Origin of the sequence: Marinobacter sp. LM1 (assembly GCF_042763285.1) — a bacterium.
Lineage (GTDB): Bacteria > Pseudomonadota > Gammaproteobacteria > Pseudomonadales > Oleiphilaceae > Marinobacter > Marinobacter nauticus.
The window spans coordinates 3,198,839-3,223,973 of sequence record NZ_CP114373.1 but is presented as its reverse complement, the minus strand read 5'-3'; the positions used below and the strand labels follow the sequence as shown (position 1 = coordinate 3,223,973).

Sequence of the window (25,135 nt, the reverse complement as noted above, 5' to 3'; positions counted from 1 at the left end):
CCCGGAATCAGTGGTTGTGCGGATCAAAGCCGCCTTTGGCAATCTCAGAGGCCACAAAAAATGCGCCCCGCAAAACGACTCGTTGGCCCGCAGCCAGGCCGGAAACCTCACGGAGCCCGCCAATTGAGCGGCCCAGTTCCACTTCCACGGGTTCATACTCGCCTTCGGCCTCTTCCACATAGACCGTCCAGTCGCCGTCCGCGCCACGCATCAATGCAGTCTCCGGCACGGCAAGCACCGGCTCGCTGGTCTTAAAACGAAAATACACATCTGCGAACATTCCTGGATGAAAACGATCTTCAGGATTGTCCAGCTCCAGCCTGACAATCCGCGTGCGGGTCACAGGATCAATGGTGTGGGCTTCCTGGGACACCGTTGCCACGCCCACACGACCCGCTGCCCTGACTTCGGCTTCCGCGCCCTTCTCTAGAACAATGTCGGAGCTTGCTGGCAGATGGGCTTCTACCCAAAGCTCACTCTCATCAGCAAGAGTCACCAGCGGCTGGCCAGCCTCAACTCTTTGTCCTTGCTCAAACTCATCGGTCAGTACTGCACCATCCACGCGAGCCCTGAGCATGTATTCACCGAGACTATCCACCCCGCTGGCCTTCAACGCACCAATGTCATCATCGTTCAGCCCGTAAGCAAGCAGAGTCGCCCTTGCTGCTTCAATGTTGGCTTTCGCTGTATTGAACCGCTGATCGCCAACCACGGAACGACCCAGCCCGCTGATTCGCTTCCATTCAGGAAAAGCTTTCCTGTAATCCGCCTGCGCCTGTGCCACCGTCTCACTGAACAGGGTTACCAGCGGCTGGCCCTTGGTTACGTGCTCACCCAGTTCCACGTGACGCCGCAGCACCACTGAGGCAACCCGGGGGGACACGTGATAGCTGGTATAGCCGTTGGTCAGCAGCTCACCGGGAGCGTAGATTTCATAGTCAACGTGCTTGCTTTCGAGGGTTGCTACTTCAATGCCGGCGAGCTCTTTCTGTTTGGCATTGATGCTTGCGGTGGCCGCTTCTTCATGGCCACCGTTCTCGTCTTCGTGGCCGTGCCCCCCTTCCTCTTCATGATCACCTTCCTCCTCATGCTCACCTTCCTCCTCATGCTCACCTTCTTCACCATGATCTTCCTTATACTCGCCCTCCTCACCGGTGACTTCCTGATGATCGTCGCCACTGGCAGCATGATCATGACCGGCTTCCTGATGAGCATCTTCCTCTGCCTGTACAAAAGAAAGTGGGGCTGTAAGCAACGTCAATGCGAATACAGAAATCAGAGTTTTTTTCATAATGAATATCCAGTTTCCAGACTATTTTTGGAAGGGGGTGATCAGTTCGCCAGACTGACTCAAGAGCTCAATCAGACCCAGCTGCGCCTGCTTTTCCAGTTCAATACCGGTTTTCAGGCTCTCCGCGCGCTGGCCCAGCGCCTGGAGATACTCAGAGGTGGAGAGGTCGCCGACCTGCCACTGCTTCTCAAGCAAATCAGCACTTCGCTGTACACGCCCCTGGGAGAGTTCTGTCCATCGGCTGAGTTGGGTGTCGTATCGCTTCCAGGCAGCTCGGGCGCCCGCCAGACCATACTGCTGCTTCCGATAAAGTGCCTGAAACCGAGCTTCGGCCTCTAATGATCGTCGGTTGGCAGCCTGGACTTCGGCACGGTAGTTATTACGGACATTCAGAGGGATCGAGAACGTCAGGCCAACCAGGCTCTCACCGCCATCACGCCCTCCGCTCAGCCCGACCGTGGGAGATGCCGTCGCTCTGCGACTGACCACCTCGGCTTCGCTCCGCAGCACCTGCCACCTCGCGCGGGCAGCAGCAATTGACGGATGATCCAGCAAATTGTCGTTATCGACCCTGGAAGCAAGAGCCGGCCAAATGTGCCCGGGGATCCCCCCATCCTGAGGCCGCCAATCCGGCAGAAGCTCTCTGACCCGGGCTTGCGCCTGATCAACCGCAGCCTTTGCCTGGGCGAGTTCACTGAGCTGCTGAGAAAGGCTTAAAAAAAGCAACTCTGCATCGGTACTCCCCAGGTCGCCCGCCTGCTGGCGTTGCTCAACCTGCTCCAGCAAGGCATCCAGACGGTGTTGCTGGGATTCCGCAATTTCTTCGGCACGCGTCGCCGCGCGCCACTCGACAAGCGCAAACAGCGACTCGGACGTTTGTGCCAAAACCGCCTCGTTCAAATCAGCTTCAGCGGAAAGCCTGATCAGCTTTGCCTTGTCCTTTAGCGCACCCTGTTGATCAGACCAATCGATCGTTTGTGATAGCCCTGCCTCAAAGTTGTTTTCACTGCCCGTTCTGTCTGCTCCAACAGACAGCTCCGGGTTATACAGCGGTTGTTCGCTTGCCTCAGCATCCGCATCCCGGGCTGCCGCCTGCTCTGTCGCCGCCATGACATCCGGATGCTTGCTTATCTGGCCAGTGAGCCAATTTGTCCAATTCACAGTCTCCGCTTGACCGAACAGAGGAATAGACAATAGTACTGAACACAGCAACGCCCTGGGCGAGTGCTTGCTTGCCTTCATCGACTTTCTCCCGAAGGGGTTGTTAGCCACAATTCATGGGGGCGAGACGCCCATGACAAGGTAGGTGGAGATAGTAAGTGAAAAGGTTGAAATGAACTTGAATTTGGAAGGCATTAGCTCAGGGAACTTGAAAGTGCTCCTCAATAAGGGCGGGGAGAAGCGGCATCGCGACTCATGGCCACGATGCCGCCATCCAATCTAGGAAAAGCGCTGGTTTGATGCCGGTTGAAGTGCGCTCTCGTCGGTCGCACCATCGTCGATACGAACAGCCCGAACCAGGCGGGATACAAGCACCTTGCCGTCACCCGGGTGCCCTTCCTGGGTTCTGCCCGTTCTGACAATGAGTTCCACAACTTCACCAGCGACATCATCGGTCGCTACGTCTATTTCCAGCTTGACCATCTTCACTTTCTCCAGAGGCGACTCATCGCCGACCAGATGACCAAATTCGCCGAGAGACACGACAGCAATACTTGCCACCCCCTTAACTTTGGCCAGAGCATCAACCACATGCTCTGCCATCACTTCTCTGACATACGCTTTTATTTCATACATAAACCGTCTCCTGACTATCAGACTGAAACGTCACGACGTTCAGATGCAAACCACTGGTACACACTGGGCAACACCACCAGCGTCAGCAGCGTTGAAGTGATCAGACCGCCAACCACAACCGTTGCCAGTGGCCGTTGGACATTAGCTCGGATTTCTCATGAGGGGATAAAAGAAAGCGGCTGAAAGTGCTATAGTTTCAGGACCTTACACCGTTCACCAAGCACCAACAGCCGCTATCCAAAATGGTACCTGAAAAACTGACCTTCTCGCCACTGTCTCGCCGTCAAATTGAAGCCGATTTCTCCGGTGGTCATATCACCTCCGATGCCGGCCTGCTTTTGCTTCGCGAAGTCGACAACCAACACCAGCTCACTCAGCGCCTGGCTACGGTGCTGGACGATGCCCGTAATCCGGTACTGGTTCGCCACAAGCTTCAAACCATGATCCGGCAACGGGTCTTTGGCGTAGCCGCCGGATACGAAGATCTGAACGATCACGAAACGTTACGCGCTGACCAGGCACTTCAGACCGCGACTGGCGAAGCGGCCATTCTAGCGGGCAAATCAACACTGTGCCGAATGGAGCAGCGCGTGGACCGGCAGGCCGTGGTCAAGGCCCACGAACTGATGTGGCATCACTTCATTGAGCAGCACGACGCCCCACCCAAGGAAATCGTGCTGGACTTCGATGGCACCGACGTTCCGGTGCATGGCGACCAGCCCGGCAAGTTCTTTAACGCCTACTACGATCACCATTGTTACTTCCCGCTGTACGTGTTCTGCGGTCGCCATCTGCTGGTGAGCTACCTGCGCACCAGCAACCGAAGCGACAGCCGCCACAGCTGGGCCATTCTGGCCCTGCTGGTTGAAGTTCATCCGGCAGTACTGGCCGGATACCCGCATCGTGTTCCGGGGTGACAGCGGCTTTTACCGTCCCCGATTGCTGAGCTGGTGCGACCGGAACAACGTGGACTATCTGGTCGGCATCAGCAAGAACAGCCGGCTGCTCAAGGAGGTAGACGTACCCTCGATGCTGGTTCGCAAGGCTCACAACGAACTGGGTGAAAAAGTCTCCGCCACCTACCGGTTCCAGTACCAGGCCCGAACCTGGAAACACCCCCGCTGGGTGATCGCGCGTCTGGAGGAAGGCGAACTGGGTGCCAACCCCAGGTTCATTATCAGTTCCCGTTACGACGACGGCGTTAAACTCTACTACGAGCAATACTGTGCCCGGGGTGACATGGAAAACCGGATCAAGGATCAGCAGTTGTGTCTGTTCGCAGATCGCACCTCCAGCACGCGGTGGTGGACCAATCAGTGGCGGTTGCTCCTGTCGGGCTTTGCCTACACGCTGTTCGAGCGATTACGGGCCCACTTGAAGAAGACGCCCTTCGAGAGAATGAGCGCCAGTAACCTGCGGCTGAAGCTGATCAAGGTGGGCGCGGTCATCATTCGCAACACTCGGCGCATACGGGTGTTGATGAGCGATGCCTATCCTTACAAAGACGAACTCTCTGACCTGGTGCGTCAACTGGTTCCGGGATAGAAGCCCGGGCTCCCCCGGCCCGACTCAATGGGGGAAAGGGGGCCGTGTGTCCGGACAACAGGAATTGATCGATTATTGATCAGTCACGGCCGCCAATGAGCGGTAATGGCGGTAACCCGCACAGTCTGCGAGACTTGCTGGGGACCTATGAGAAATCCGGGCTAGAGTATCCAACTCCGTTTTGACCCTGAGCATTTCACTTTGCGAGCCGATGCCATAGTCAAGCCTCTGTTCCGTTACGGTGGCCAGTTGCTCGACCAAAGCGCGTGTCTCATGATGGAGATTGATCGCTTCATTGGTATACCACCAATATGCATACGCCTCCTTAACGCGAGCTGTCAGCTGCCTTATTAGCCACTGAGTCTCCTGCTGGGCGGCAAGCATTCCGGCCTCCGCTGCCTTGCGAGACGCCGACAGATGATCCGGCCAGGGCAGCTGCTGGCTTACCTCAAAGCGATGCCCAACTGTATTAGGTCCCTCTAGAGTTTCAGGCGCAATGCCATACTTGATGACCGGGTCGGCCCAAGTATCTGAGCCCTCCACTTTGGCTTCTGACATTTCGGCGACAGATCTTTGCGCGCCCAGAGTCGCGTTATTGGTCAGAGCCTCTTGAACCCAATCGTCAACGACCTCAATAGGTTCGGCGTTTATCGGCAAGGCCATTGTGATCAGCAGGATCAGAACGGTTTGGATGCCAATGGGTCTAATCATCGGAATGTTCCTTTTTTGGCGATTTTTTTCAGCCGTGCGCGCTGCCAGAGATAGAAAATCACCGGAATCAGCAGCAGGGTCAGGATCAACGTGGTGACCATGCCACCGATCATCGGGCCGGCGATGCGTTGCATGACTTCTGAGCCGGTGCCACTGCCCAGCATGATGGGCACCAGGCCAGCTACAATGGCCGCGAAGGTCATCATGATCGGACGCACCCGTTGCGCAGCACCGTCACTGATCGCCTTGCGCAGGGCATCTGCCGACAGCTGGCCTGATTGATGATCCACGGTTTCCAAAGCGTTATGCAGAGACTGGTTCAGGTACACCAGCATCAGGACTCCGATCTCCACCGCCACCCCGGCCAGGGCAATAAAACCGACGGCCACGGCCACGGAGAGGTTGTAACCCAGCAGATACATCAGCCAGATGCCACCGATCATGCCGAATGGCAGGGTGCCGAGAATAATGCCCACCTCGGTCAGGTTGCGGAAGTTCAGGTACAGCAGAATGATGATGGCCAGGGTCAGCGGCACCACCAGCGTCAGGCGTTCCTTGGCCCGCTGCATATACTCATATTGGCCAGACCAAGTCAGGGAGTAGCCAGCAGGTAGATCCACCTGTTCTTGCACCACGGACTGCGCCTCCCTTACCCAACTGCCCAGATCCCGGCCCTCGATATCCACCAGAGTCCAGCCATTGATACGGGCGTTTTCCGACTTGATCATGGGCGGCCCCTGGTCGATCCGGATATCCGCCACATCGGCCAACGCGATACGCTGGCCATTGGGTGTCACCATCGGCAGCAGGCGCATCTGCTCCACCGAATCCCGGTAACCCTGGGGATAGCGCAGATTGATGGGATAGCGCTCCAGACCCTCCACCGTGTTGGCCACGTTCATGCCGCCAATCGCGGTACGTACGACCGATTGAATGTCTGCGATATTCAGCCCGAAACGAGCGGCAGCCTCGCGCTGTATATCCACCTTGATGTAGCGTCCGCCGGCCACCCGCTCGGAAAACGCAGAGGCTGTGCCGGGTATGTCAGTCAACACCCGCTCGAGCTCTTCCCCTATACCCTGGATCACCGCCAGGTCAGGACCGGCCACCTTGATGCCGACTGGGGTCTTGATGCCCGTGGAGAGCATGTCGATGCGGGTTTTGATCGGCATGACCCAGGCGTTAGTAAGGCCCGGAAGTCTGACGGTCCTGTCCAGTTCCCGGCGCAGAGATTCCGGCGTCATGCCGGGTCGCCACTGGTCCCGTGGTTTGAACTGGATAAAGGTCTCAATCATGGTCAGCGGGGCAGGATCGGTGGCCGTATCGGCGCGGCCAATTTTTCCGAACACGGTCTCCACTTCCGGAATACTGGCAATCAGCTTGTCGGTCTGTTGCAGAATCTGTCGGGCCTTGCCAATGGAGATACCAGGATAGGTGGTGGGCATGTACATCAGATCCCCCTCGTCCAGAGGCGGCATGAATTCACTGCCCAGCTTGTTGGCCGGCCAGAAGCCGATGATCAGCACCACCAGGCCTCCGGCAAGCATCAATGCCGGCCGTCGCAAAGCCCAGCCGATAATCGGTCGGTACAGGGCGATCAGCAGTCGGTTGATGGGATTGCGATGTTCTGGCAATACCTTGCCACGGATGAAATAGCCCATCAGCACTGGAACGAGAGTGATGGCCAGCCCGGCTGCCGCCGCCATGGCGTAGGTTTTGGTGAACGCCAGGGGGGCGAAGAGCTTGCCCTCCTGAGCCTCCAGGGTGAAGACCGGCAGAAAGCTCACGGTGATGATCATCAGTGAGAAAAACAGCGCGGGCCCCACCTCACCCGCGGCCCGCGACATCACGGCCCATCGGTTTTCCGGTGTCAGCGGGGTTCGCTCCATGTGTTTATGGACGTTCTCCACCATCACGATGGCCCCGTCCACCATGGCGCCGATGGCAATGGCAATACCCCCGAGGGACATGATATTGGCGTTGATGCCCTGGGCGTGCATCACCACGAACGCCGCAAGGATACCTACGGGCAGACTGACGATGACCACCAGCGACGACCGTAGATGGAACAGGAATACTGCGCAAATAAGGACGACCACCAGGAACTCTTTCAATAACTTGCCATACAGGTTGTCCACGGCGTTATTAATGAGTGTGGAGCGATCGTAGGTAGGAACCACTTCTACACCATCGGGGAGGCTGGTTTTGATGTCCTCCAAGCGTTGCTTGACCCCTTCGATGGTTTTCAAGGCGTTCTCACCGAAACGCATCACCACAATGCCTCCGGCCACTTCCCCTTCCCCATTCAGTTCGGCGATACCGCGACGGACCTGTGGGCCAAGCTGCACATCGGTCACGTCTTTCAGTAACAGGGGCTTGCCGTTGTCGTTGACCCCCAGGGGGACCTGTCGCAGATCGTCTTCGTTCTGCAGGTAGCCGGTGACCCGTACCATGTATTCCGCCTCGGCCATCTCCACCACCGAGGCGCCGGTTTCCTGGTTGGCGCTGTTGATGGCGGAATGGATGCGCTGCAGGGTAATGTCGTGGGCCCGCAGTCTGTCCGGGTTCACCACGACCTGATACTGTTTCACCATGCCGCCAACGCTGGCGACCTCGGATACACCGGGCACGGTTTGCAGTTCAAACTTCAGGAACCAGTCCTGAATAGCCCGCAGTTCCGACAGGTCATGCTGACCGGTGCGGTCCACCAGGGCGTAGGAGTATACCCAGCCAACGCCGGTTGCATCCGGCCCCAGCTCTGGTTTGGCGGCATCGGGCAATTGCCCGGCCACCTGGCTCAGGTACTCCAGTACCCGGGAGCGGGCCCAGTACAGATCGGTGTTGTCATCGAAAATGACATAGACAAAGGAATCACCAAAAAAGGGGTATCCGGATTTTTTGGTTGATTGGCTCATATCATGATGACGGAACCAACCATCAGCTCAGCGGATTACCTGGTTGATGACGACTCTTCTTCACGGCCCCTGCAAGTTTGCAGCAACGCCCAGGTTCGCATGCCGAGATACGCAGTGAGGCTTCGCGATCAACACACCATGCATTCACAATGTCACTGCAAGGTCCGGCATGTCTCTGCTCAGTCCTTACGGCCTGAGCTAGCCCTATACAGCTGTTGTTTGCTCTCCTCGCTGATCCCCGTCAGGATGCCGCAGGCATTGATCTCCCGACCCTCGTTGCAACTCGCCCTCAGTGAAACGAGTTGTTGCTCAAGCGCTTGCAGAGCAGTTATCTGCGACCGCACATGAGAGATGTGGTCATCGAGCATGGCGTTGACGGCGGTACAAGGCTGGCGAGGGTCGTCCTGATAGCTCTGTAGCTCGCGAATCTCTGTCAGTGACAGGTCCAGAATTCGGCAGCGGCGGATAAAGGCAAGCCACTCGCCATGCTTCTCGGTATAGACACGGTAACCATTCTCCTGCCGTTCTGGCGGCGGCAACAGGCCCTGCTGCTCATAGAAGCGGATCGTCTGCGTGTCGATACCCGCTATCTGGGCTAACTGACCAATGCGCATCAGGCTTACTCCTCAACGGATCATCTGTCCCATTGACCTTATAGTAGCTATATAGTTTTTAATACTAGCAATCTATGTTGGTTAACTGGAGCCGTATCGTGAGTAAAGCCTGTGGTGGCCCATGTAGCTGCGATGCAACGCCTGCAGCGGATACCGATATGCCGGTCTCCTCCGAAGCGTCAGGGGAATGGGTCAGCGTGTATGCTGTGCCGAAGATGGATTGTCCCTCAGAAGAACGGATGATCCGCTTGGCGCTGAACGGCTTTGATGAGATTCGAACGCTGTCCTTCGACTTGTCGAACCGCCGATTGGAGGTCGTGCATGACGGCGAGGCTGAGCCCATTACCGCGAAACTGGCGACCTTGGGGCTAGGCGCCTCTCTTCAGGAAACCGTCATTGCCGACCCAGAGACGATCAAGGCCGCTGAGAGCTCGGCGGTCTCTGCTACGCAGGAGTCAGGCACTCTGCGCGTGTTGCTCGGTATCAATGCGATCATGTTCGTGGTGGAAATGACTGCTGGCCTGATCGCCCAGTCTACCGGCCTGATCGCTGATTCCCTGGATATGTTTGCCGATGCAGCCGTCTATGGCCTGGCTCTCTATGCCGTAGGGCGCAGTGCGAAAATGCAGGTACGTGCCGCGCATCTGGCAGGGGTACTGCAACTGATTTTGGCTATCGGCGTACTCGTCGAGGTGGTGCGACGCTTTGTTTTCGGTAGTGAGCCTGAATCGCTGATGATGATGGCGATCGCCTTCGTCGCGTTGATCGCCAATACCGGTTGCCTGCTGTTGATATCCAAGCACCGCGAAGGCGGCGCGCATATGAAGGCAAGCTGGATATTCTCGGCCAATGATGTGGTTATCAATCTGGGAGTTATCCTTGCGGGGCTTCTTGTTGCCTGGACCGGTTCAAACTATCCGGATCTGGTTATTGGCGGCGTTGTGGGAGGCATTGTATTCATTGGTGCCAAGCGCATCCTTGCACTAAAAGGATAATTCGATGTCTGAACACCGTGCTAGTTTTTCTACGTTTATCTTTCTCGGCTTTTCCACACTGGTAGCGCTGGCCGACCAGCTTATTAAATGGCTCGTCCAGCAATCCATGGCTTACGGGCAATCGGTTGAGATCACTCCTTTCTTTAATTGGGTGCACGTATGGAATAAAGGCACTGCCTTTAGTCTCTTCGCCGATGGCGGGGGCTGGCAGCGATATTTTTTTATTGCGATAGCCGTTGTCGTCTCGGCTGTTCTGGTCAAATTGATGCGGGACAGCCATAAGCGAACAGAAGCCCTGGCCTATGCGATGGTACTTGGCGGTGCATTCGGAAATGTCATCGACCGAGTTTTCCGAGGCTACGTTGTCGATTACCTGGATTTCCATTGGCAATCTTGGCATTGGCCGGCGTTCAACCTTGCCGACGTGTTCATCCTCCTGAGCGTGGCCATGATTTTGGTCACGGGCTTCACAGCCGAGAAAGGTGCCGGGAATAACATGGAAAATCGCCAGAATGGCTAGTTTTCGCGCGGTCGCAACACTCGCTAAGCCCTCTGAGCCAGGCTTAGCGAGTGTTGCGACTACGTTTAATTGAACAGCAACGACCAAGGAGAAAACAATGGGCCACGAGCATGCTCACATGTCACCGGATACTAAGGATAAGAGAGTTGCAGTAGCTATCTGGGCGAACGGTATCCTAACCTTGGCTCAGATCGCTGGAGGGATCTTCGCTGGCAGCTTGGCGCTGATAGCCGACGCTATACACAACTTTTCGGATATGGCGTCACTATTTATCGCATTTGCGGCGCGGAAGATTGCACGCCGCCCGGCCGACTCGAAGATGACCTTTGGCTACGGGAGAATTGAGGTTGTTGCGGCACTCATAAATTACACCACTTTGATAATGATCGGGGCATATTTGATCTACGAAGGTGGCATGCGATTCATAGATCCCCCGGAAATCAAGGGGTGGTGGGTAGTTTGGCTTGGCATTATCGCATTGGTAGTGGATGGTTTGACCGCGCTGCTTACTTACTCCATGCAAAAGGACAGCGTCAACATCCGTGCGCTGTTTCTACACAACTTGTCTGATGCGTTTGCGTCAATTGCAGTCGTTGTAGGCGGCGCCCTGATTCTCCTGTACGACATGCGTTGGGTTGATCCCGCGATCACAATTGGTATCGCAAGCTATATTCTCTACCTGGGTCTAACGGAAATCGGCGGAACCATCCGGACACTCATGCTGGGTAGTCCATTGGATATCGACACAGATTCTGTCATCGAGGCTTTATCAAACGTAGAAGGCGTTTTAGACCTTCACCACGTACATTTCTGGCAGATGGGTGAGCATGATGCCTCCCTCGACGCCCATGTGGTGGTCGAAATAAGTGCCTGGAATGAACTTGAAAAAGTCAAGGGTGGGATAAAACGAACTTTGGAAAACGAGTTCGGCATCACTCATTCAACATTGGAGTTTGAACATCCTGATCACAGTCACAAAGATGCCCATACTTATGGCCATGGCTAGCAGGGCTGCTGAAAAGGGTACCGTGTGGCAGATATGCTGCGAATGGCCGACATTCCACTCGGTTACGAGCACGCCATGCGAGACGTAATTGAACGCCACCAGGTCTGGGCCTACCTCATCGCTGTTGTTTTCGGACTGTCTGTGGATTGGACATCGTCCCTCGGTGACAGTGTGCCGGATTACTTAATCTGGGGGTTGCTCGGAGTTCTGCTCTACGCCACATTTACTCAAACACCGTTGACCCACCTGTCTGATATGTTCCGGGACCGTCGGTTCATGGGTGCCTTGCTCACCGGAAATTTTCTGGTCATGCCGGCGATCACTGCCTTGCTGATATTGGCGCTGCCGGACAATGACGCGCTGAAGTTGGGAGTGCTTCTGGTATTGCTGATGCCCTGTACCGACTGGTTTGTCACCTTCACTCACCTAGGCAAGGGGGACAGCACCCGAGCCATTGCGGCAACACCGGTTCTGCTGATTGCTCAACTGGGTCTTCTTCCACTTTACCTCTGGCTTTTCATGGGTAATCAGTTCGACGTGAATCTTGAGCTTGGGCGGCACCTCCTGCCGGCCTTTGGCGGGCTGATTATTGTCCCGCTTATCCTGGCATTTCTGACTGAAAAATGGGCCGAAAACTCCAGAAAAGCCATCGGGTTCATTCGCTTCATGGGTCTGATGCCGGTCCCTCTGCTGACAGTCGTACTGTTCATCATCTCAATGACACAGGTCAGCCAGATCGACAGTACCGGCTCACTTATCTGGCCCTTGATGATTCTGTTTCCGGCCTATCTTCTAGCTGCGGCTCTGGTTGGAAAGGCTCTGCGCCGGGTCTTTCGATTACCGGTAGAAACCGGTCGCACCGTCATCTTCAGCCTAGGAACACGCAACTCCTTCGTGGTTTTACCTTTGGCACTGTCAATGCCAGAGGCCTGGGCTGTGGCCGTCGTGGTGATTGTCGTCCAGTCTTTGTTGGAACTGTTTGGAATGATGCTTTATCTGCGGTGGGTGCCTAGTCGGCTGCTACCGGACACCTGAATAATCTGAAACCCGTAAACTCATTTAAAATAGGAAGATCTCCCGTGCAAACCCGAACCCTGGTCATCAGTCTCCTTCTTTTTTGTCTGGTTGTCTTTGCTGGTGCTTTTGTTATTTACGATCGCTCCCAGGGCACTAATGAACCCGCCGTTGTTGAAAAAACGCCACTGGTGAGGGATTACTCTCCCGTTATTGGCCCTGAGGACGCGCCGGTAACCATTGTCGAGTTCTTCGACCCATCCTGCGAAGGTTGTCGCGCCATGCATCCCTATGTGAAACAGATTCAGGCTGCCTACCCGGACAACGTGCGTCTGGTACTGCGCTACGTATTGTTTCACAAAGGCTCGGAAGAGGCCGTCAGAATCCTGGAAACCGCCCGTGAACAGGGGGTCTATGAGCCGGTACTGGACGCTGTTATGGAAGCACAACCGAAATGGCACGATGATCCAAAGGTCGCCGCAGCATGGGATGCGGCGGAGTCAGCCGGACTTGATGTCGAAGCCGCTCGGGCCGGTATGAACTCACCCGAGATTGACGGCATTATTCAACAGGATGCTGCGGACGTTAAGGCGGTTGGAATTTCCGGAACCCCAACATTCTACGTTAACGGAGACACCTTGAGCCGCCTGGGGCCTCAGGAACTGTACGACCTGGTGACATCCAAGGTAGGGTCACTGAAATAACAACAAAACAACCGGCAACGCTATGTCACTGCTTGACTACCTTTTACCCTACGATTTCTCGCCGCTGACCATACTCAGCTACATGCTCGTGATGGGATTCTATGGCGTCGGGCTAATTCGGATGCCGGAACAGGACCGGCCAGGCTCACTGCGGATCTTTGCGTTCACCCTGGGGGTACTGATCTGTTATGCGGTGATGCAGACCCGCTTCGATTACTACGCACAATACATGTTCTTCGTCCATCGGGGTCAGCACCTGATTCTTCATCATATCGGTCCGATCCTGATCGCCCTGTCCAACCCTTTACCGGTCATGCGGTTCTGGTTCGCAAAAATCAGCCCGGGCTGGAGGCATACATTGAGGCCTCTGGGCTGGGTCTATAACGTTCTGCAACAGCCTTTTATCGCCCTTTTCCTGTTTGTCGGGCTTATCTATTTCTGGCTGTGGCCATCAATCCATTTTGACGCCATGCTCAGCCGGGATCTGTATTGGGTCATGAACTGGAGCATGTTGCTGGATGGCCTGCTGTTCTGGTGGTTGATCTTTGATCCAAGACCGCCGGCGATCACCTCATCGCTGGGGTATGGCAGACGCATGTTGGTTCTGGCCGCCGCAGGTGTGCTTCAGATGTTTCTTGGGGCGTGGATCGTGTTTTCACGTGACATGGTCTATGACGTTTACGAAGTCTGTGGCAGGGCCTGGCCGCTGGACCCGGAAGTCGACCAGCTACTGGGAGGCATGCTGACCTATATTCCTCCGGCCATGATGAGCATTCTTGGCATTCTTCTGATGCTCCGGCGAGCCATGCATCAGGACGGAAAATATACCAACCAATCCAAACAACTTGAGGAAACAGCGTCATGAGAACTCGCTTCTGGCGACAGCGCACCAACATCATATCGGCGACCTTAACGCTGATAGCATCCCTATTGCTGACTGGTTGCTTTGGCAATGACGAGGAAGACTGGAACGGTAAAAACATCAGTGGCTTGATGCCTGAGCTGGAATTCGACCTGATCAATAGCCAGGGCAAGTCTGTATCTGGCGATGATTACAGTGGCCGCGTGAGAATGCTGTTTTTCGGGTTCACCTCGTGCCCCGATGTTTGCCCGACCGCCCTGCAAAAACTCAATCAGGCAACCAGTGGCCTGGACCCCGCGCTTCAGGATGAAGTACTCACTTTGTTCGTGAGTGTCGATCCGAAACGTGACACGCCTGAGCGTCTCGCAAAATACGTGGATTTCTTCGGCGACAATATTGTAGGACTCACTGGAAAAGAACCCCAGCTTCGTGAACTGGCAAAACGATATAGAACAACCTTCGGTTATGACGAACCTGCCGCTGATGGAAATTATGCGGTGTCACACAGCAGCGCGATTTATGTATTTGATCGCGAAGGTAACCCCCGCCTCTTAATGCGGCCCGATCTGAGTAGAGAAGAAATTCGGCATGACCTCGTTGCTCTTATTCAGGAGGATGCCTGACTGAATAGACTGTCCCAACTCGAATTGAGACAGTCCTGGTTGGCGGGCACATACAAAGTGGTTAAGCAGAGCCGGAGAGTGTCTCGATAATTCGGCAGTCCATAATAACTCCGCCGTCACAACACGCACTCAGTCTTTCCAACTCGTGTTCCATTGCATGTAGATCTTTCAGTCGAGAGCGCACTTGAACCAGTTGTTGTTCAACTTTGGCGTCCACACCCGCACAGGACTCCTGCTGACGATCCGCCAGTGAAAGCAGTTCACGAATATCGTCAAGGCTAAATCCGAGCCCGCGGCTTCGTCGAATAAACAGCAGCCGCGAATGATCCTCTTCGGAGTAGAGACGATAGCCCGACTCCGAGCGGGTCGCTTTCGGCAACAGTCCAATTTTTTCGTAATAACGGATGGTCACGGGCTTAACGCCCGTATCATCAGCTAGCCGACCGACCGTGTTCCTTTTTTCGCTCATCGCTATTGACCTTATAGTTACTATAACCACCAGTGTATCGATGTATTGCACGTTTTAGGAGGGTTCGTCGTGGACAGCTGCTGTGAAAACAAGGCCGGTGAACTGGCACAATTGCGAGCGAGCCAAAGCCGGGTGCTTTACATTGCGCTTGCCATCAACGCAGTGATGTTTGTGGTGGAATTCAGCGCCGGCTGGATTGCAAGCTCTACCGCGTTGCTGGGCGATTCGCTGGATATGTTTGGCGACGCGTCTGTCTATGCACTGACACTGTTCGTGCTGGACCGAAGCCGTCGCGCGCGTGCCGGAGCGGCTTTGTTCAAAGGCGGCTTTATGCTGTTGTTCGGGCTTGTTGTTGTCGCCGATGCCATCCGCAAGCTGGTGATACAGGAAGTGCCCGCCGCCGAGTGGATGGGCGCTGTCGGCGCTCTTGCCCTGTTTGCAAACGGCGTTTGTTTTGTGTTGCTCTACCGTCATCGTGCGGACGATCTCAATATGCGTTCCACCTGGATGTGTTCCAGGAACGATCTGTTCGCCAATAGCAGTGTAATCATTGCGGCAGGATTGGTCGCCCTCACCAATACCCTCTGGCCGGACATCATTGTGGGCCTCGCCATTGCTGCGCTATTCCTGCACTCCGCTTGGCAGGTCATCCGTGAGGGTATGGAGGAATGGCGTGCCGGTGGGGCTGAAACCGCCGATAAATCGAGCAAAGATGAAGGCGATACCGCTGGAAACAGCTGCTGCTCTTCTTCGCAAAGCACTTGTGCCAATGAATCCAGAGAGCCATCCCGGTGACCACCAATAACCGGGTGATTCCATGGGGGCTGCTGCTGTCAGCCTGGCTACTGGCGGCGGGGTCCTCGCTTTCAGCCATCTACATCGGGGAAGTTCTCGGGCAGGCTCCGTGCGTTCTGTGCTGGTTTCAGCGCGCCTTCATGTTTCCGTTGGCGGTGATTCTCGCAGTCGCCTGCTACTACTCGGATTTTAACGTTTGGCGCTACGCTATGCCGCTGTCTGTCATTGGCTCCCTGTTCGCTCTAGCCCACTCACTGCTTTATGTGGGGCTCATTCCACAACCCATTCAGCCCTGCACGGCCACTGGCCCGTCCTGCTCGGGTGACGGAATGACGATATTTGGTGGGCTGCCGCTTCCGTTTCTATCGCTGGCCATTTTTGTTGCCATCATCATTCTGCTCTTGCTTATCCGTCGGAGAGTTCATACATGAATCGTCGTGCCATCTTTGTTGTCGTGTGTCTCGTGCTGATCGCAGCCTTTTCAGCCGCCGTCCTATTCAAGCCACAGCCCCAGCAGCCTCAAAAAACGGCCACCACCGGCGAAAAGTCTGTTGCCGCTGCCGAACCGATCGCGAACCAACAAGCATTGGTACGCTTCCATTCGCCCACATTCGGGCCTGCCGACGCACCGGTGATCATCGTTGAGTTTTTCGACCCCTCCTGCGAAGCCTGCCGGGCGTTCTACCCGATCGTGAAACAGATACTTGCTGAGTATCCAGGCCAGGTGCGGCTTGTTTTGCGGTACACAATGTTCCATCAGGGTTCCGAGGAAGTCTCCAGAATTCTGGAAGCAGCTCGCCTGCAAGATGTCTATGAACCGGTGCTGGAAGCTGTGTTGGAGGTGCAGCCGGCCTGGCACGACGACCCGAAGGTTGCCAAGGCATGGGGAGCGGCCGAGGCAGCCGGTCTGGACCTGTCCCAAGCCCGTGAGGATATGCAATCCGAACGGATAAGCGCCATCCTTGATCAGGACATGCAGGACGTCAAAACCATCGGTGTTCGGGGCACCCCGACTTTTTTCGTGAATGGCCGCCAACTCACGGAGTTTGGTCCCAAACCGCTACTTCGTCTTGTTCAGGAGTCGCTCCCAGACGCACAGAAATAGTCGACCGGTGTCGAACAAAACACGGATGGGCTTGATGCCCTCCACCGTCAACTGAACTCAGAAAATTGAGGACTCACGGAAATGCCAGATCTTGCGACATGGGGAATGCTGGCTGCTTTTTTTGGCGGCCTGGTGTCATTTTTCTCACCCTGCACTCTGCCGCTGGTTCCGGGGTATCTATCGGTCGTTACGGGCGGCACTGTCACAGACCGTTCGAGTCGACTGCAATCTCTGTGGCTCAGTATCTGTTTTGTCCTTGGGTTCAGTGTAGTGTTCATCGCTTTTGGTGCCAGCGCTAGTCTGCTCGGTCAGTGGCTGATGGCCTACCGGCAGGAAGCCAATCTGGTGGCGGGCATTCTGATTGTGCTGATGGGGCTATTTATGCTGGGCTGGTGGAGCATGCCCGCGTTACAGCGCGACTGGCGCTTTGGGCAAACCCTTGAGGGTGGACGGCCCACGGCAGCGTTCCTTCTCGGCTTGGCCTTTGCCGTCGGGTGGACACCGTGTATTGGCCCGATATTGGGCGCTATCCTGGCTCTCAGTTCCACCCATGCGAATGCTGAAACCGGCATGCTGTACCTGGCCGTTTATTCGCTGGGGTTGGCAATTCCATTTTTGGCAACGGCTTTATTTATTAAGCACTTTCGGGCGCGAGTGCGCTGGATGAGCCGCTGGAGTCAGTCACTGAGAATCCTGGCAGGGCTGGTTCTGGTTGTTATGGGGGTAATGGTGCTGACGGGACAGATGACCCGGTTTGCATCATGGATGTTATCCGCATTTCCGGTACTCGGAAGACTCGGTTGATCCCGGGCAAATCTTTGCCCACAACTTAGCTGGCCGATAAGGCAGGAGAACTGAGCAGTGAACAGTGAACTCAAGACGTTCTATCTGACAGAACCGGCAGCAGCCGCTGATGCTGACAATCAGGGCGATGTCGCTACAGCGTTCAGACATCTTGAACGGGCTCATATTCTGAGCCAGAAGTTCGCGTTAGCGCACACGACAACACATTTGCGCATGCTCCGGCTTGGCTGGCACGCGCGCGATGCTCGCGAGGTTCTCGGTCAGCTGGCTCGGGCCTTCGCTGCGTTGCTGGTTTCACGAATCCGGGTTCCTGTCGGCAATACGGGACGTGCCAACGTCAGCGCATTTGAACCGATGGCGGTGCCGGAAGACTTGGCGATTGTTCTGGGACACCAGAATCCTTCCAACACGTAATTGAAGGACACCACTTGATGATCAAACCCTGCTTCCAACACCACGCAAAGCGCTTTGCATCCATTGCATTGATGATGCTGGCAATCCTCCTTGTTGGCTGCATGGGCGATGATCCGCCGGATTGGCACGGGACAGACATCAGCGGCGTGATGCCCAAGCTTGAATTCGATTTGATCGACAGTCAGGGAACACGGGTTTCAGGCGATGATTACAGTGGTCAGGTACGAATGCTGTTTTTCGGATTTACCTCTTGCCCTGATGTTTGCCCCACTGCTCTGCAAAAACTCAGCCAGGCCGTCAGCGGGCTGAGCACGGAAAATCAGGAGGAAGTACTTACGTTGTTCGTCAGTGTCGATCCTCAGCGCGACACACCCGAACGCCTGGCGGAGTACGTCAATTTTTTTGGTGACAAAATCATCGGGCTGACCGGCAACGCCTCTGACCTCCGCACGCTTACCCAGCGATACCGGACGACGTTCGGGCATGAAGAACCGGACGCAGAAGGTGACTATGCCGTTACTCACAGCGGTGCAGTCTATGTGTTTGATCGTGAGGGTAATCCTCGCCTGCTTATCCGGCCGGAAGATTTAAGCGCTCAATCCATTCGGCAGGACCTTGTTGGCCTGCTTGAAGAGGATTACTGAATGACTGGAGGCTCTGGAGGAAAGCTCTGACTCGAATGTTCGCTTTTGTTTAGGTTCGGACAATTTATGATTGCACTACGCAAAAAGACGATGAAATAGACGGTTCAACGGTTGTTAGACAAAGGTGGGTAACTTCACTCCGAGAGGGTTGCATTCCGCGAGGTCCGGGTTCGCTTTAATGCGGGTCCCCATGATGTAGTCGAACCAGGGACGGGTGACGCACCAGTTGGCGTCCCAATTGGTGTTCATATGGTGATTGTAATGCCAGGGAATGGCCTTCTTTCCCACTCGGGTTCCTCATAGACTTCGTCGCGGTAATCCTTGGTGCGCAAGATCTTGTGATGCTGCCAGTGGCTTTTCTTGGACTTTGCCTGCCATTCTCGGGGCATTGTTGGCTTTGATTGCAAACTATGTGCTGTTTCGGTCTGCGGGACGGTGATCCAGCTTATTGGTTCAATGGTCAATGTCCTACAAGGAAGCAGGACAATATTGGGCATTGCTAAACGGCAGGTTTTGTTAACGTCCGCCCCCTTGGACGGGCCATCTACATGGTCGACATTCCTGGAAAACACATTAAGGACTTCCTGCTGTGAGCACCCCAACCGATACTTCTTACGACACCCCTGTTATCCCGAGAAAAGTTCCGGCCGGCCCACCACTGAACTGGATTTCGGCGGCGGTGCGACTGCTGCGCAGTAACTGGGGCGTGATTCTGCCTGCCTATCTGCTGGTGTTTCTTGTTCCGGCGCTGATTCAATATGGTGCGATGGAGATGATTTCCGGTGGCAGTGTCTTTGGCACCGTGGTGCTGGTGATTGTCAGCATTTTCGTAACGCTGCTACTCAACGCCGGTATGGTGGCTCTGTTCCACAGCGCAGCCGAGGGGACTCCCCGGTTTACCCAGGTGTTTTCCGGCTTCAGCGGGCACACGATACTTCATACTTTCCTGATGGTAGTGATGATGATTGTCGTCGGCATTGTACTGTCCGTTATTGGCTACGTGATCGCAAGTATTGCCGATTTTTCGTTTTCATCTGTTAGCCGCTATGGCATGGGTGGTTTCATGGATGATGGCTTCGGGCCCTCAGCAGGTATTGCTGCGATTCTGCTCATGTTCATTGCAGTGCTTGGCGCGCTGGTTCTGTTCGGTGCGTTGTTCTTCTATGCAATCCCGTTGATTGTGGTTGCCAGACAGGGGGCTTTAGAGGCTGTTCGTAACAGCCTGCGCGCGTGCTTCAAGAACTTGTTTGTACTGCTTTTCTTTGCTGTAAACGCGATGGTTGTTACTCAACTGGTACTGTTCCCCACGTTCGCAATTGGTGCTTCAACCGCATCGGTTATTGGCATGACGGTGATTACAATTGTCGTGTCATTTGTCTGGGGGGCGGTTCTCGCGGGCGCGTATTATCTTTCGTTCCGGGATATTCTTTTGGGCAAAGGTGATACCGAAGCAGGCAACGCTATCGAAGCCACTGTTCCCGCCTGAAGCGACCCAAAAACAAGCTATTGGTGGGTGTGCCAACACCCACCCAACCTGGCGAAGCGCGCATCTGTTCAGATTGATCATTTTACCTGCGCTTTCCGCCAGGGCCTGCCACTGCACGCTTTGCACTGCCTATCCTGTCGTTGCCAACAACGTTATCCACAGATTCTGTGGGCAAAACCAATCAGCCCTGTTGGTTCATCCCTAGCTGTGGAAAACACTTGTTCAAAAACCGGTTCATGGGGTTCTCGATGATCGAGGGCAGGTTGATACCCAAAGGGTTGGACTCGGCAAGCTCCGGATTTGCTTTGATACGGGTCCCCATGATGTAGTCGAACCAGGGACGGGTGACGCACCAGTTGGCGTCCTGATTGGTGTTCATATGGTGATCGTAATGCCAGGGAATGGCCTTCTTTCCCCACTCGGGTTCCAGGTGAGAGCGCCGGTGCACATAGAAGTACCGGCCAGCCGCGTAGTAGGTGCCCAGTGTAAAAAACGGGGCTACCGGTAGCGCCAGAGAGGTAACCGCAGTGAGCGCAAGCAGGGAGGTGACTTCGTTCCGGGTGCGCCAGTTGGAAAACCCTTCTTCATAGCCTTCGTCGCGGTAATCCGTGGTGCGCACGATCTTGTGATGCTGCCAGTGGCTTTTCATGGACTTCGGTACCGGGCTGTATCTGGGTTTTCCCGGCCGTGGGGTCCCGTGGAGGATGTATTTATGGGCATACCATTCAACGCCGTTGGCAAAAATCAGGGCGACCGGAAAGCCAATCATGAATCACCTCTTTCAGAGCGTGGCTGAGTTTTCATCGTGCCATAGCCGCCTTGAATTTCTGAGCTCATTTGCGTCAGCTTGTCAGGCCCCGTTGGCGGAATCGGACAACCTGATCAAATTGCCTCCAACATTGGGCGCCCCAGGGATGACGAGGGTCGGGCGAACCTGTCCTGAGACTTCGCACAGAGTTATCCACAGATTCTGTGGGCAAACCGCTGAGTGATCCGCAGCTGTGCAGGTTCGTAATTCCCCGTAGTTGGGTGCAATCGCTTAAGAGTTCCGGTAGTGTCGCGCCCTTTTTGCCCCAAGGACCCATTCCCAATGACCGCCGAGACTATCCCTAAACCCAAGGCAAGCGAGAGCGTCTGGAGCGACAGTGATCCCGTTGTGCTGGTTCTGACCATTGGCTTTATTCTGCTGTTTGTTGGTGCTTCTGTTGTCGATGCCGATTACGTGGCTGACCTGATTGGTCACGGTTTTTCGTGGACCGCAAAATATCTTGGTTCTTTTTTCCAGCTGCTCTTGCTGCTCACGTTTTTTGTGGCGGTTGCCACCGGCGTAAGCGGGGCCGGTCGGGCCAGGATTGGAGGGCTGGATGAGCCGGAGATTGGCCGGTTCCGCTGGCTATCGATGATCATGTGTACGTTGCTGGCCGGTGGCGGAGTCTTCTTCGCAGCAGGTGAGCCGGTCTATCATTTTGTGGTCACCCCGCCGGCGTTCGACACCGAGGCCGCGTCCCCTGCCGCCGTTGCACCTGCGCTTGCCCAGTCATTTATGCACTGGGGGTTTCTAGCTTGGGCTGTGCTTGGTTCATTAACGGCCATCGTGCTCTCGCGCGCGCACTACTCACAAGGGCAGCCGCTGCAGCCACGGACGCTGCTTTATCCCGTTTTAGGTGAGCGCGTCGTTCGTGGGCGCTTGGGCGGAGTCGTGGATGCTGCCTGCGTGATCGCCGTGGTTGCCGGCACCGTGGGCCCGATCGGCTTTCTGGCGACACAGATGAGCTTTGGATTGCATGAGCTTTTTGGTGTCTCCGATGATTATGGCACCCAGCTCATGGTTCTGACCGTGCTGGCGGGGGTATACATGACATCTGCAATGACCGGGCTGCATCGGGGTATCCAGCTGCTCAGTCGTTTCAACGTCATCCTGGCGCTGGTCATCGCCGGTGTTATTTTTGTGTTTGGCCCAACGCTATTCCTTACGGATGTCTACGTGCAATCCATGGGGCAGTATCTGGGCTCGTTTTTCTCCATGGCCACGATGACAGCACAGACGGCGCCCGATTGGTGGATGAAGTGGTGGACGGTGTTTTTCTTTGCCTGGTTTATCGGCTATACCCCCTTGATGGCAGTGTTTGTATCGAGAATCTCGCGGGGTAGAACAGTCCGTGAAACCATCATGGCGGTCGCCATACTGGCACCCATCGCTACGACCATCTGGTTCACGTTACTGGGTGGCTCCGGCATCTATCATCAGATGTCTGGCACGTTTGATTTGACCGACGCCCTGAACAGCTTTCAGTTTGATGTCGCCACATTGACGGTTGCTCAGGCACTGCCGGGGGGCACCTGGATGGCGGCTGCCATCCTGTTGTTGACCACTATCTTTGTGGCGACAACCGGAGATTCGATGAGCTACTCCATTGCGATGGTGGGGGCCGGCCATGACGAGCCGCAACCCTGGATTCGCGTTTTCTGGGGTGGCGCCATGGCACTGATGGCCGCGATTCTTCTCTATATGGGGGCCGGTCAGATTGGGGTGTTGCAACAGTTCATTGTTATCACAGCCATTCCGGTGTCGTTGATTATTCTCCCTTCTTTGTGGACCGGTCCCCGGGCCGCATCAGCCCTGGCGAAAGAGCAGGGGCTGACTTAGCCTTTTACTTTTCCCCTCAGGGATTTGATCTCCCCACGGCGGGTTTTGTTATCCACACGCCGCCGTTGGGAGGATTTTGTCGGTCGTGTTGGCCGGCGGGCTTTTTGCGGTTTTACTGCCTCCCGAATGAGAGTCTTGAGTCGGTTCAGCGCGTCCTCTTTGTTCTGCTCAAACGTGCGGAAAGACTGCCCCTTGATCACAATCACGCCGTCTTTACTGATGCGCTGGTCGGACAATGCCATCAAACGTTCTTTGTAAAACGGCGGCAGGGTGGAATGCAGGATGTCGAACCGGAGGTGTACGGCAGAGGCAACCTTATTCACATTCTGACCGCCGGCCCCCTGGGATCGTATCTGCGTAATCTGGATTTCCCAGTCTGCCAGTTCGACGGCATTGGATAATTTCAGCATAGTGGCACGTGTTGAGAGCTCGGATTCGGGTGTTTACGAGTATCATCCTACGCAATCCGGCAACCAATCAGAAGCGATGAACACAGGGAGACACCGAATGAAGGTGATGGTTTTAGGCGCTACCGGCCTGACCGGAGGCATGGTGGTGGAGAAACTCCTCGAGCAGGCGGAGATATCGACGGTGATCGCTCCGGTTCGCCGGCCGATGGTCGTGGAAAATCAGAAACTGGAGCAGCGCTTCATGGATTTTGATGCAATGGAGGCTGCGCCTGACGCTTTCCAGGTGGATGTCCTGATCTGTTGCCTTGGAACAACCCTGAAAAAGGCAGGCTCCAGAGAAGCCTTTCGCAAGGTCGATCATGACTATGCATTGAAGGCAGCTCAGATGGCCCGTAACGCTGGCGCACGGGCATTGATTCTGATGTCGGCCATCGGAGCATCGTCGCAATCCCCGGTTTTCTACAATCGAGTCAAAGGAGAGCTTGAGGACAATGTCCGGGCGCTGAAATTTCCTTATCTTGCGATTTACCACCCGAGCCTGTTGCTGGGGCAGCGCAAGGAGGCTCGAACGGCCGAGGCTCTTGGTGTGGCCGTCATGCCGGTTGCGAATCGGGCGTTGATCGGGCCACTGAGAAAATATCGGGCAATTGAAGCGGAAGCCGTCGCGTCGGCCATGGTCAACGAGCTTGAGACCATTAGCGGAATCACTTCGGGCGGTGCAGTGGTGAGAGTGTGGGAGTACGACGATATCTTAACGATGGGCAATCGTCGCTAATGCGGTCCTTCACCTGATGTAAAATCCGGGTCACTGTTCCCGAGCGATCGATGAGGTTGATTAATGAAATATGTACTTTTTCCTTTTCTGGTGTTTTCCGTATTCATGGCGACAGGGTGCAGTCGCCCGGAATCGCCCCAGGAAGTATCGGAAGCGTTTTGGCAAGCTGTACTTGAAGAGGATGCTGAAGCGGCCGCAGATTATTCAACCCTGGTCGATGAAGCGGCGTTCGATGGTTTTGAACAGCAATGGCAGAACGTGAGCATTGAGTGGGGGCGTGTGGTCATTGATGACAATCTGGCCCGGGTAACCACCACCCTGAGTGGTCTGGAGGGCCAGAGCGAAGCCACGGAGTCCTTAACCTATCTGGTACGTAAAGGTGACGACTGGCTGGTGGATTATTATCGCACCGGCGATGCCCTGAAACAGGGCCCGGTTTGGGGAAGTCTTGTTGGGCAGCTGGAAAAACTGGGTGAAGATCTCAAGAGTCGCTGGGCAAATCAATCTGATGAGATGGCGGTAGAGCTTGAGAGGCTGGGGCGGGAGTTGCAGCAACAGGCCCAGAGTATGAATGAAGATATGTCGGCGTTGGCTGAAGAGTACGGTGATCAACTGAGCCAGCATCTGGAAGAGCTGTCTGAATCCCTGCGGGAAGCGCTTAAATCTACCCCATCTGCAACGCCGCAGGACAGACGTACCTTGAACGAAACGGTAATCAGGCTTGAAGACCAGCGGGAGCAGTTGTCTGAAGTCAACTTGAAGACGCTTGCGGAGAGCACCGCGACCGCCGCCGAAGCCCAGCTGCAATTGGGCGAATTGAGCGAGGAGTTTGCGGCCTACAAGGCGGAATGGCGGCAACGTGTTGTCGACATGCAAGCAGAAATGGCTGAGTTTCTGGAGAATCTGAAGACCCGCTGAGCCCAGGGGCGCCTCGCCCTTCTTTAGTGCATATTTTTGATGGCGCACCCCGATGGTGCGCCTCTCTCATC

The 25,135-nt window shown here is 55.3% G+C and carries 27 protein-coding genes and 2 pseudogenes; 18 read left to right on the top strand and 11 right to left on the bottom strand.

Annotated features, from left to right (window positions below; genetic code table 11):
- Nucleotides 1-7 precede the first annotated feature (7 nt).
- From OZ656_RS15060 to OZ656_RS15045, 4 genes and pseudogenes are all read right to left on the bottom strand, one after another.
- Complete coding sequence (locus OZ656_RS15060) at nt 8-1,291, bottom strand: efflux RND transporter periplasmic adaptor subunit (protein ID WP_104270573.1); 1,284 nt, start codon at nt 1,289-1,291, stop codon at nt 8-10.
- A 21-nt stretch (nt 1,292-1,312) separates the two neighbouring features.
- On the bottom strand, nt 1,313-2,452 hold the full coding sequence (locus tag OZ656_RS15055; RefSeq protein WP_379944692.1) for a TolC family protein: 1,140 nt from the start codon (nt 2,450-2,452) through the stop codon (nt 1,313-1,315).
- Between the two features lie 279 nt (nt 2,453-2,731).
- On the bottom strand, nt 2,732-3,088 hold the full coding sequence (locus OZ656_RS15050; protein ID WP_035561679.1) for a P-II family nitrogen regulator: 357 nt from the start codon (nt 3,086-3,088) through the stop codon (nt 2,732-2,734).
- A gap of 17 nt (nt 3,089-3,105) precedes the next feature.
- Nucleotides 3,106-3,234: pseudogene (locus tag OZ656_RS15045) on the bottom strand (efflux RND transporter permease subunit); the annotation flags it as partial.
- Between the two features lie 96 nt (nt 3,235-3,330).
- Between OZ656_RS15045 and OZ656_RS15040 the strand changes: the two are divergent.
- Nucleotides 3,331-4,633, top strand: a pseudogene (locus OZ656_RS15040) (IS1380 family transposase).
- 72 nt (nt 4,634-4,705) lie between these two features.
- Here the strand turns inward: OZ656_RS15040 and OZ656_RS15035 are convergent.
- The 3 genes from OZ656_RS15035 to cadR all read right to left on the bottom strand — a co-directional run bounded on the left by OZ656_RS15035 (nt 4,706) and on the right by cadR (nt 8,873).
- Nucleotides 4,706-5,344 carry a TolC family protein gene (locus tag OZ656_RS15035; RefSeq protein ID WP_008175810.1) on the bottom strand — a complete coding sequence of 213 codons (639 nt, stop codon included), beginning with the start codon at nt 5,342-5,344 and terminating at the stop codon, nt 4,706-4,708.
- Entirely contained in the window at nt 5,341-8,259 is a 2,919-nt protein-coding gene (locus tag OZ656_RS15030; RefSeq protein ID WP_379944691.1) for an efflux RND transporter permease subunit, read from the bottom strand. The genes OZ656_RS15035 and OZ656_RS15030 overlap by 4 nt, the downstream gene beginning before the upstream one ends.
- A gap of 179 nt (nt 8,260-8,438) precedes the next feature.
- Complete coding sequence (gene cadR / locus OZ656_RS15025; protein WP_008175821.1) at nt 8,439-8,873, bottom strand: Cd(II)/Pb(II)-responsive transcriptional regulator; 435 nt, start codon at nt 8,871-8,873, stop codon at nt 8,439-8,441.
- A gap of 98 nt (nt 8,874-8,971) precedes the next feature.
- On the opposite strand from cadR, the gene OZ656_RS15020 reads away from it, so the two are divergent.
- From OZ656_RS15020 to OZ656_RS14990, 7 genes are all read left to right on the top strand, one after another.
- Nucleotides 8,972-9,868 (top strand): cation transporter, encoded by an 897-nt coding sequence (locus OZ656_RS15020; protein ID WP_123891398.1) that lies wholly within the window; start codon nt 8,972-8,974, stop codon nt 9,866-9,868.
- Between the two features lie 4 nt (nt 9,869-9,872).
- Nucleotides 9,873-10,388, top strand: coding sequence for a signal peptidase II (gene lspA, locus OZ656_RS15015; protein WP_199458282.1), 516 nt, complete (start codon nt 9,873-9,875; stop codon nt 10,386-10,388).
- A gap of 97 nt (nt 10,389-10,485) precedes the next feature.
- Nucleotides 10,486-11,394: a cation diffusion facilitator family transporter gene (locus tag OZ656_RS15010; protein ID WP_008169406.1), complete on the top strand. Its 909-nt coding sequence runs from the start codon at nt 10,486-10,488 to the stop codon at nt 11,392-11,394.
- 33 nt (nt 11,395-11,427) lie between these two features.
- Entirely contained in the window at nt 11,428-12,429 is a 1,002-nt protein-coding gene (locus OZ656_RS15005; RefSeq protein WP_206769037.1) for an arsenic resistance protein, read from the top strand.
- 44 nt (nt 12,430-12,473) lie between these two features.
- Nucleotides 12,474-13,112: a thioredoxin domain-containing protein gene (locus tag OZ656_RS15000; RefSeq protein WP_058091791.1), complete on the top strand. Its 639-nt coding sequence runs from the start codon at nt 12,474-12,476 to the stop codon at nt 13,110-13,112.
- Between the two features lie 22 nt (nt 13,113-13,134).
- Nucleotides 13,135-13,977, top strand: coding sequence for a cytochrome c oxidase assembly protein (locus OZ656_RS14995; protein WP_023010648.1), 843 nt, complete (start codon nt 13,135-13,137; stop codon nt 13,975-13,977).
- On the top strand, nt 13,974-14,597 hold the full coding sequence (locus OZ656_RS14990) for an SCO family protein (RefSeq protein ID WP_123891400.1): 624 nt from the start codon (nt 13,974-13,976) through the stop codon (nt 14,595-14,597). Before OZ656_RS14995 ends, OZ656_RS14990 begins: the two co-directional genes overlap by 4 nt.
- A 61-nt stretch (nt 14,598-14,658) precedes the next feature.
- Here OZ656_RS14990 and OZ656_RS14985 read toward each other — a convergent pair whose 3' ends face one another.
- Nucleotides 14,659-15,066 (bottom strand): helix-turn-helix domain-containing protein, encoded by a 408-nt coding sequence (locus tag OZ656_RS14985; protein WP_008173636.1) that lies wholly within the window; start codon nt 15,064-15,066, stop codon nt 14,659-14,661.
- Between the two features lie 69 nt (nt 15,067-15,135).
- Here OZ656_RS14985 and OZ656_RS14980 point away from each other — a divergent pair, with 69 nt between their 5' ends.
- The 6 genes from OZ656_RS14980 to OZ656_RS14955 all read left to right on the top strand — a co-directional run bounded on the left by OZ656_RS14980 (nt 15,136) and on the right by OZ656_RS14955 (nt 18,828).
- Complete coding sequence (locus OZ656_RS14980) at nt 15,136-15,861, top strand: cation diffusion facilitator family transporter (protein ID WP_008173639.1); 726 nt, start codon at nt 15,136-15,138, stop codon at nt 15,859-15,861.
- Nucleotides 15,858-16,292: a disulfide bond formation protein B gene (locus OZ656_RS14975; protein WP_008173641.1), complete on the top strand. Its 435-nt coding sequence runs from the start codon at nt 15,858-15,860 to the stop codon at nt 16,290-16,292. Before OZ656_RS14980 ends, OZ656_RS14975 begins: the two co-directional genes overlap by 4 nt.
- Nucleotides 16,289-16,966 (top strand): thioredoxin domain-containing protein, encoded by a 678-nt coding sequence (locus OZ656_RS14970; protein ID WP_008173644.1) that lies wholly within the window; start codon nt 16,289-16,291, stop codon nt 16,964-16,966. Before OZ656_RS14975 ends, OZ656_RS14970 begins: the two co-directional genes overlap by 4 nt.
- A gap of 81 nt (nt 16,967-17,047) precedes the next feature.
- The gene (locus tag OZ656_RS14965; RefSeq protein ID WP_008173647.1) at nt 17,048-17,770 is read left to right on the top strand and encodes a cytochrome c biogenesis CcdA family protein; all 723 of its coding nucleotides are present in this window, start codon (nt 17,048-17,050) and stop codon (nt 17,768-17,770) included.
- Nucleotides 17,771-17,827: 57 nt separating this feature from the next.
- The gene (locus OZ656_RS14960; RefSeq protein ID WP_008173648.1) at nt 17,828-18,184 is read left to right on the top strand and encodes a DUF3703 domain-containing protein; all 357 of its coding nucleotides are present in this window, start codon (nt 17,828-17,830) and stop codon (nt 18,182-18,184) included.
- A 17-nt stretch (nt 18,185-18,201) separates the two neighbouring features.
- Nucleotides 18,202-18,828, top strand: a complete 627-nt coding sequence (locus tag OZ656_RS14955; RefSeq protein WP_053113916.1) for an SCO family protein — start codon at nt 18,202-18,204, stop codon at nt 18,826-18,828.
- A 114-nt stretch (nt 18,829-18,942) separates the two neighbouring features.
- On the opposite strand, the gene OZ656_RS14950 is transcribed toward OZ656_RS14955, so the two are convergent.
- Entirely contained in the window at nt 18,943-19,116 is a 174-nt protein-coding gene (locus tag OZ656_RS14950) for a hypothetical protein (protein ID WP_226538144.1), read from the bottom strand.
- Nucleotides 19,117-19,417: 301 nt separating this feature from the next.
- On the opposite strand from OZ656_RS14950, the gene OZ656_RS14945 reads away from it, so the two are divergent.
- Entirely contained in the window at nt 19,418-20,314 is an 897-nt protein-coding gene (locus OZ656_RS14945; protein ID WP_153740968.1) for a hypothetical protein, read from the top strand.
- 181 nt (nt 20,315-20,495) lie between these two features.
- On the opposite strand, the gene OZ656_RS14940 is transcribed toward OZ656_RS14945, so the two are convergent.
- Nucleotides 20,496-21,083, bottom strand: a complete 588-nt coding sequence (locus tag OZ656_RS14940) for a sterol desaturase family protein (protein WP_153740969.1) — start codon at nt 21,081-21,083, stop codon at nt 20,496-20,498.
- Nucleotides 21,084-21,404: 321 nt separating this feature from the next.
- Here OZ656_RS14940 and OZ656_RS14935 point away from each other — a divergent pair, with 321 nt between their 5' ends.
- A complete protein-coding gene (locus tag OZ656_RS14935; protein ID WP_278350322.1) occupies nt 21,405-22,961 on the top strand; it encodes a BCCT family transporter in 1,557 nt (518 codons plus the stop codon).
- Here OZ656_RS14935 and arfB read toward each other — a convergent pair.
- On the bottom strand, nt 22,958-23,371 hold the full coding sequence (arfB, locus tag OZ656_RS14930; protein WP_278350321.1) for an alternative ribosome rescue aminoacyl-tRNA hydrolase ArfB: 414 nt from the start codon (nt 23,369-23,371) through the stop codon (nt 22,958-22,960). The genes OZ656_RS14935 and arfB overlap by 4 nt on opposite strands.
- Nucleotides 23,372-23,468: 97 nt before the next feature.
- On the opposite strand from arfB, the gene OZ656_RS14925 reads away from it, so the two are divergent.
- A complete protein-coding gene (locus OZ656_RS14925) occupies nt 23,469-24,146 on the top strand; it encodes an NAD(P)H-binding protein (RefSeq protein WP_379944690.1) in 678 nt (225 codons plus the stop codon).
- A gap of 63 nt (nt 24,147-24,209) precedes the next feature.
- On the top strand, nt 24,210-25,064 hold the full coding sequence (locus tag OZ656_RS14920) for a hypothetical protein (RefSeq protein ID WP_278350319.1): 855 nt from the start codon (nt 24,210-24,212) through the stop codon (nt 25,062-25,064).
- The last annotated feature ends 71 nt before the right edge of the window (nt 25,065-25,135 follow it).

Excerpts from the sequence above, each read along its gene's own strand:
- OZ656_RS15060 (WP_104270573.1), bottom strand. The coding sequence starts at position 1,291 with ATGAAAAAAACTCTGATTTCTGTATTCGCATTGACGTTGCTTACAGCC.
- OZ656_RS15050 (WP_035561679.1), bottom strand. The coding sequence starts at position 3,088 with ATGTATGAAATAAAAGCGTATGTCAGAGAAGTGATGGCAGAGCATGTG.
- OZ656_RS15035 (WP_008175810.1), bottom strand. The coding sequence starts at position 5,344 with ATGATTAGACCCATTGGCATCCAAACCGTTCTGATCCTGCTGATCACA.
- OZ656_RS15030 (WP_379944691.1), bottom strand. The coding sequence starts at position 8,259 with ATGAGCCAATCAACCAAAAAATCCGGATACCCCTTTTTTGGTGATTCC.
- cadR (WP_008175821.1), bottom strand. The coding sequence starts at position 8,873 with ATGCGCATTGGTCAGTTAGCCCAGATAGCGGGTATCGACACGCAGACG.
- lspA (WP_199458282.1), top strand. The coding sequence starts at position 9,873 with ATGTCTGAACACCGTGCTAGTTTTTCTACGTTTATCTTTCTCGGCTTT.
- OZ656_RS15010 (WP_008169406.1), top strand. The coding sequence starts at position 10,486 with ATGGGCCACGAGCATGCTCACATGTCACCGGATACTAAGGATAAGAGA.
- OZ656_RS15005 (WP_206769037.1), top strand. The coding sequence starts at position 11,428 with ATGCTGCGAATGGCCGACATTCCACTCGGTTACGAGCACGCCATGCGA.
- OZ656_RS14995 (WP_023010648.1), top strand. The coding sequence starts at position 13,135 with ATGTCACTGCTTGACTACCTTTTACCCTACGATTTCTCGCCGCTGACC.
- OZ656_RS14990 (WP_123891400.1), top strand. The coding sequence starts at position 13,974 with ATGAGAACTCGCTTCTGGCGACAGCGCACCAACATCATATCGGCGACC.
- OZ656_RS14985 (WP_008173636.1), bottom strand. The coding sequence starts at position 15,066 with ATGAGCGAAAAAAGGAACACGGTCGGTCGGCTAGCTGATGATACGGGC.
- OZ656_RS14970 (WP_008173644.1), top strand. The coding sequence starts at position 16,289 with ATGAATCGTCGTGCCATCTTTGTTGTCGTGTGTCTCGTGCTGATCGCA.
- OZ656_RS14965 (WP_008173647.1), top strand. The coding sequence starts at position 17,048 with ATGCCAGATCTTGCGACATGGGGAATGCTGGCTGCTTTTTTTGGCGGC.
- OZ656_RS14955 (WP_053113916.1), top strand. The coding sequence starts at position 18,202 with ATGATCAAACCCTGCTTCCAACACCACGCAAAGCGCTTTGCATCCATT.
- OZ656_RS14940 (WP_153740969.1), bottom strand. The coding sequence starts at position 21,083 with ATGATTGGCTTTCCGGTCGCCCTGATTTTTGCCAACGGCGTTGAATGG.
- OZ656_RS14935 (WP_278350322.1), top strand. The coding sequence starts at position 21,405 with ATGACCGCCGAGACTATCCCTAAACCCAAGGCAAGCGAGAGCGTCTGG.
- arfB (WP_278350321.1), bottom strand. The coding sequence starts at position 23,371 with ATGCTGAAATTATCCAATGCCGTCGAACTGGCAGACTGGGAAATCCAG.
- OZ656_RS14925 (WP_379944690.1), top strand. The coding sequence starts at position 23,469 with ATGAAGGTGATGGTTTTAGGCGCTACCGGCCTGACCGGAGGCATGGTG.
- OZ656_RS14920 (WP_278350319.1), top strand. The coding sequence starts at position 24,210 with ATGAAATATGTACTTTTTCCTTTTCTGGTGTTTTCCGTATTCATGGCG.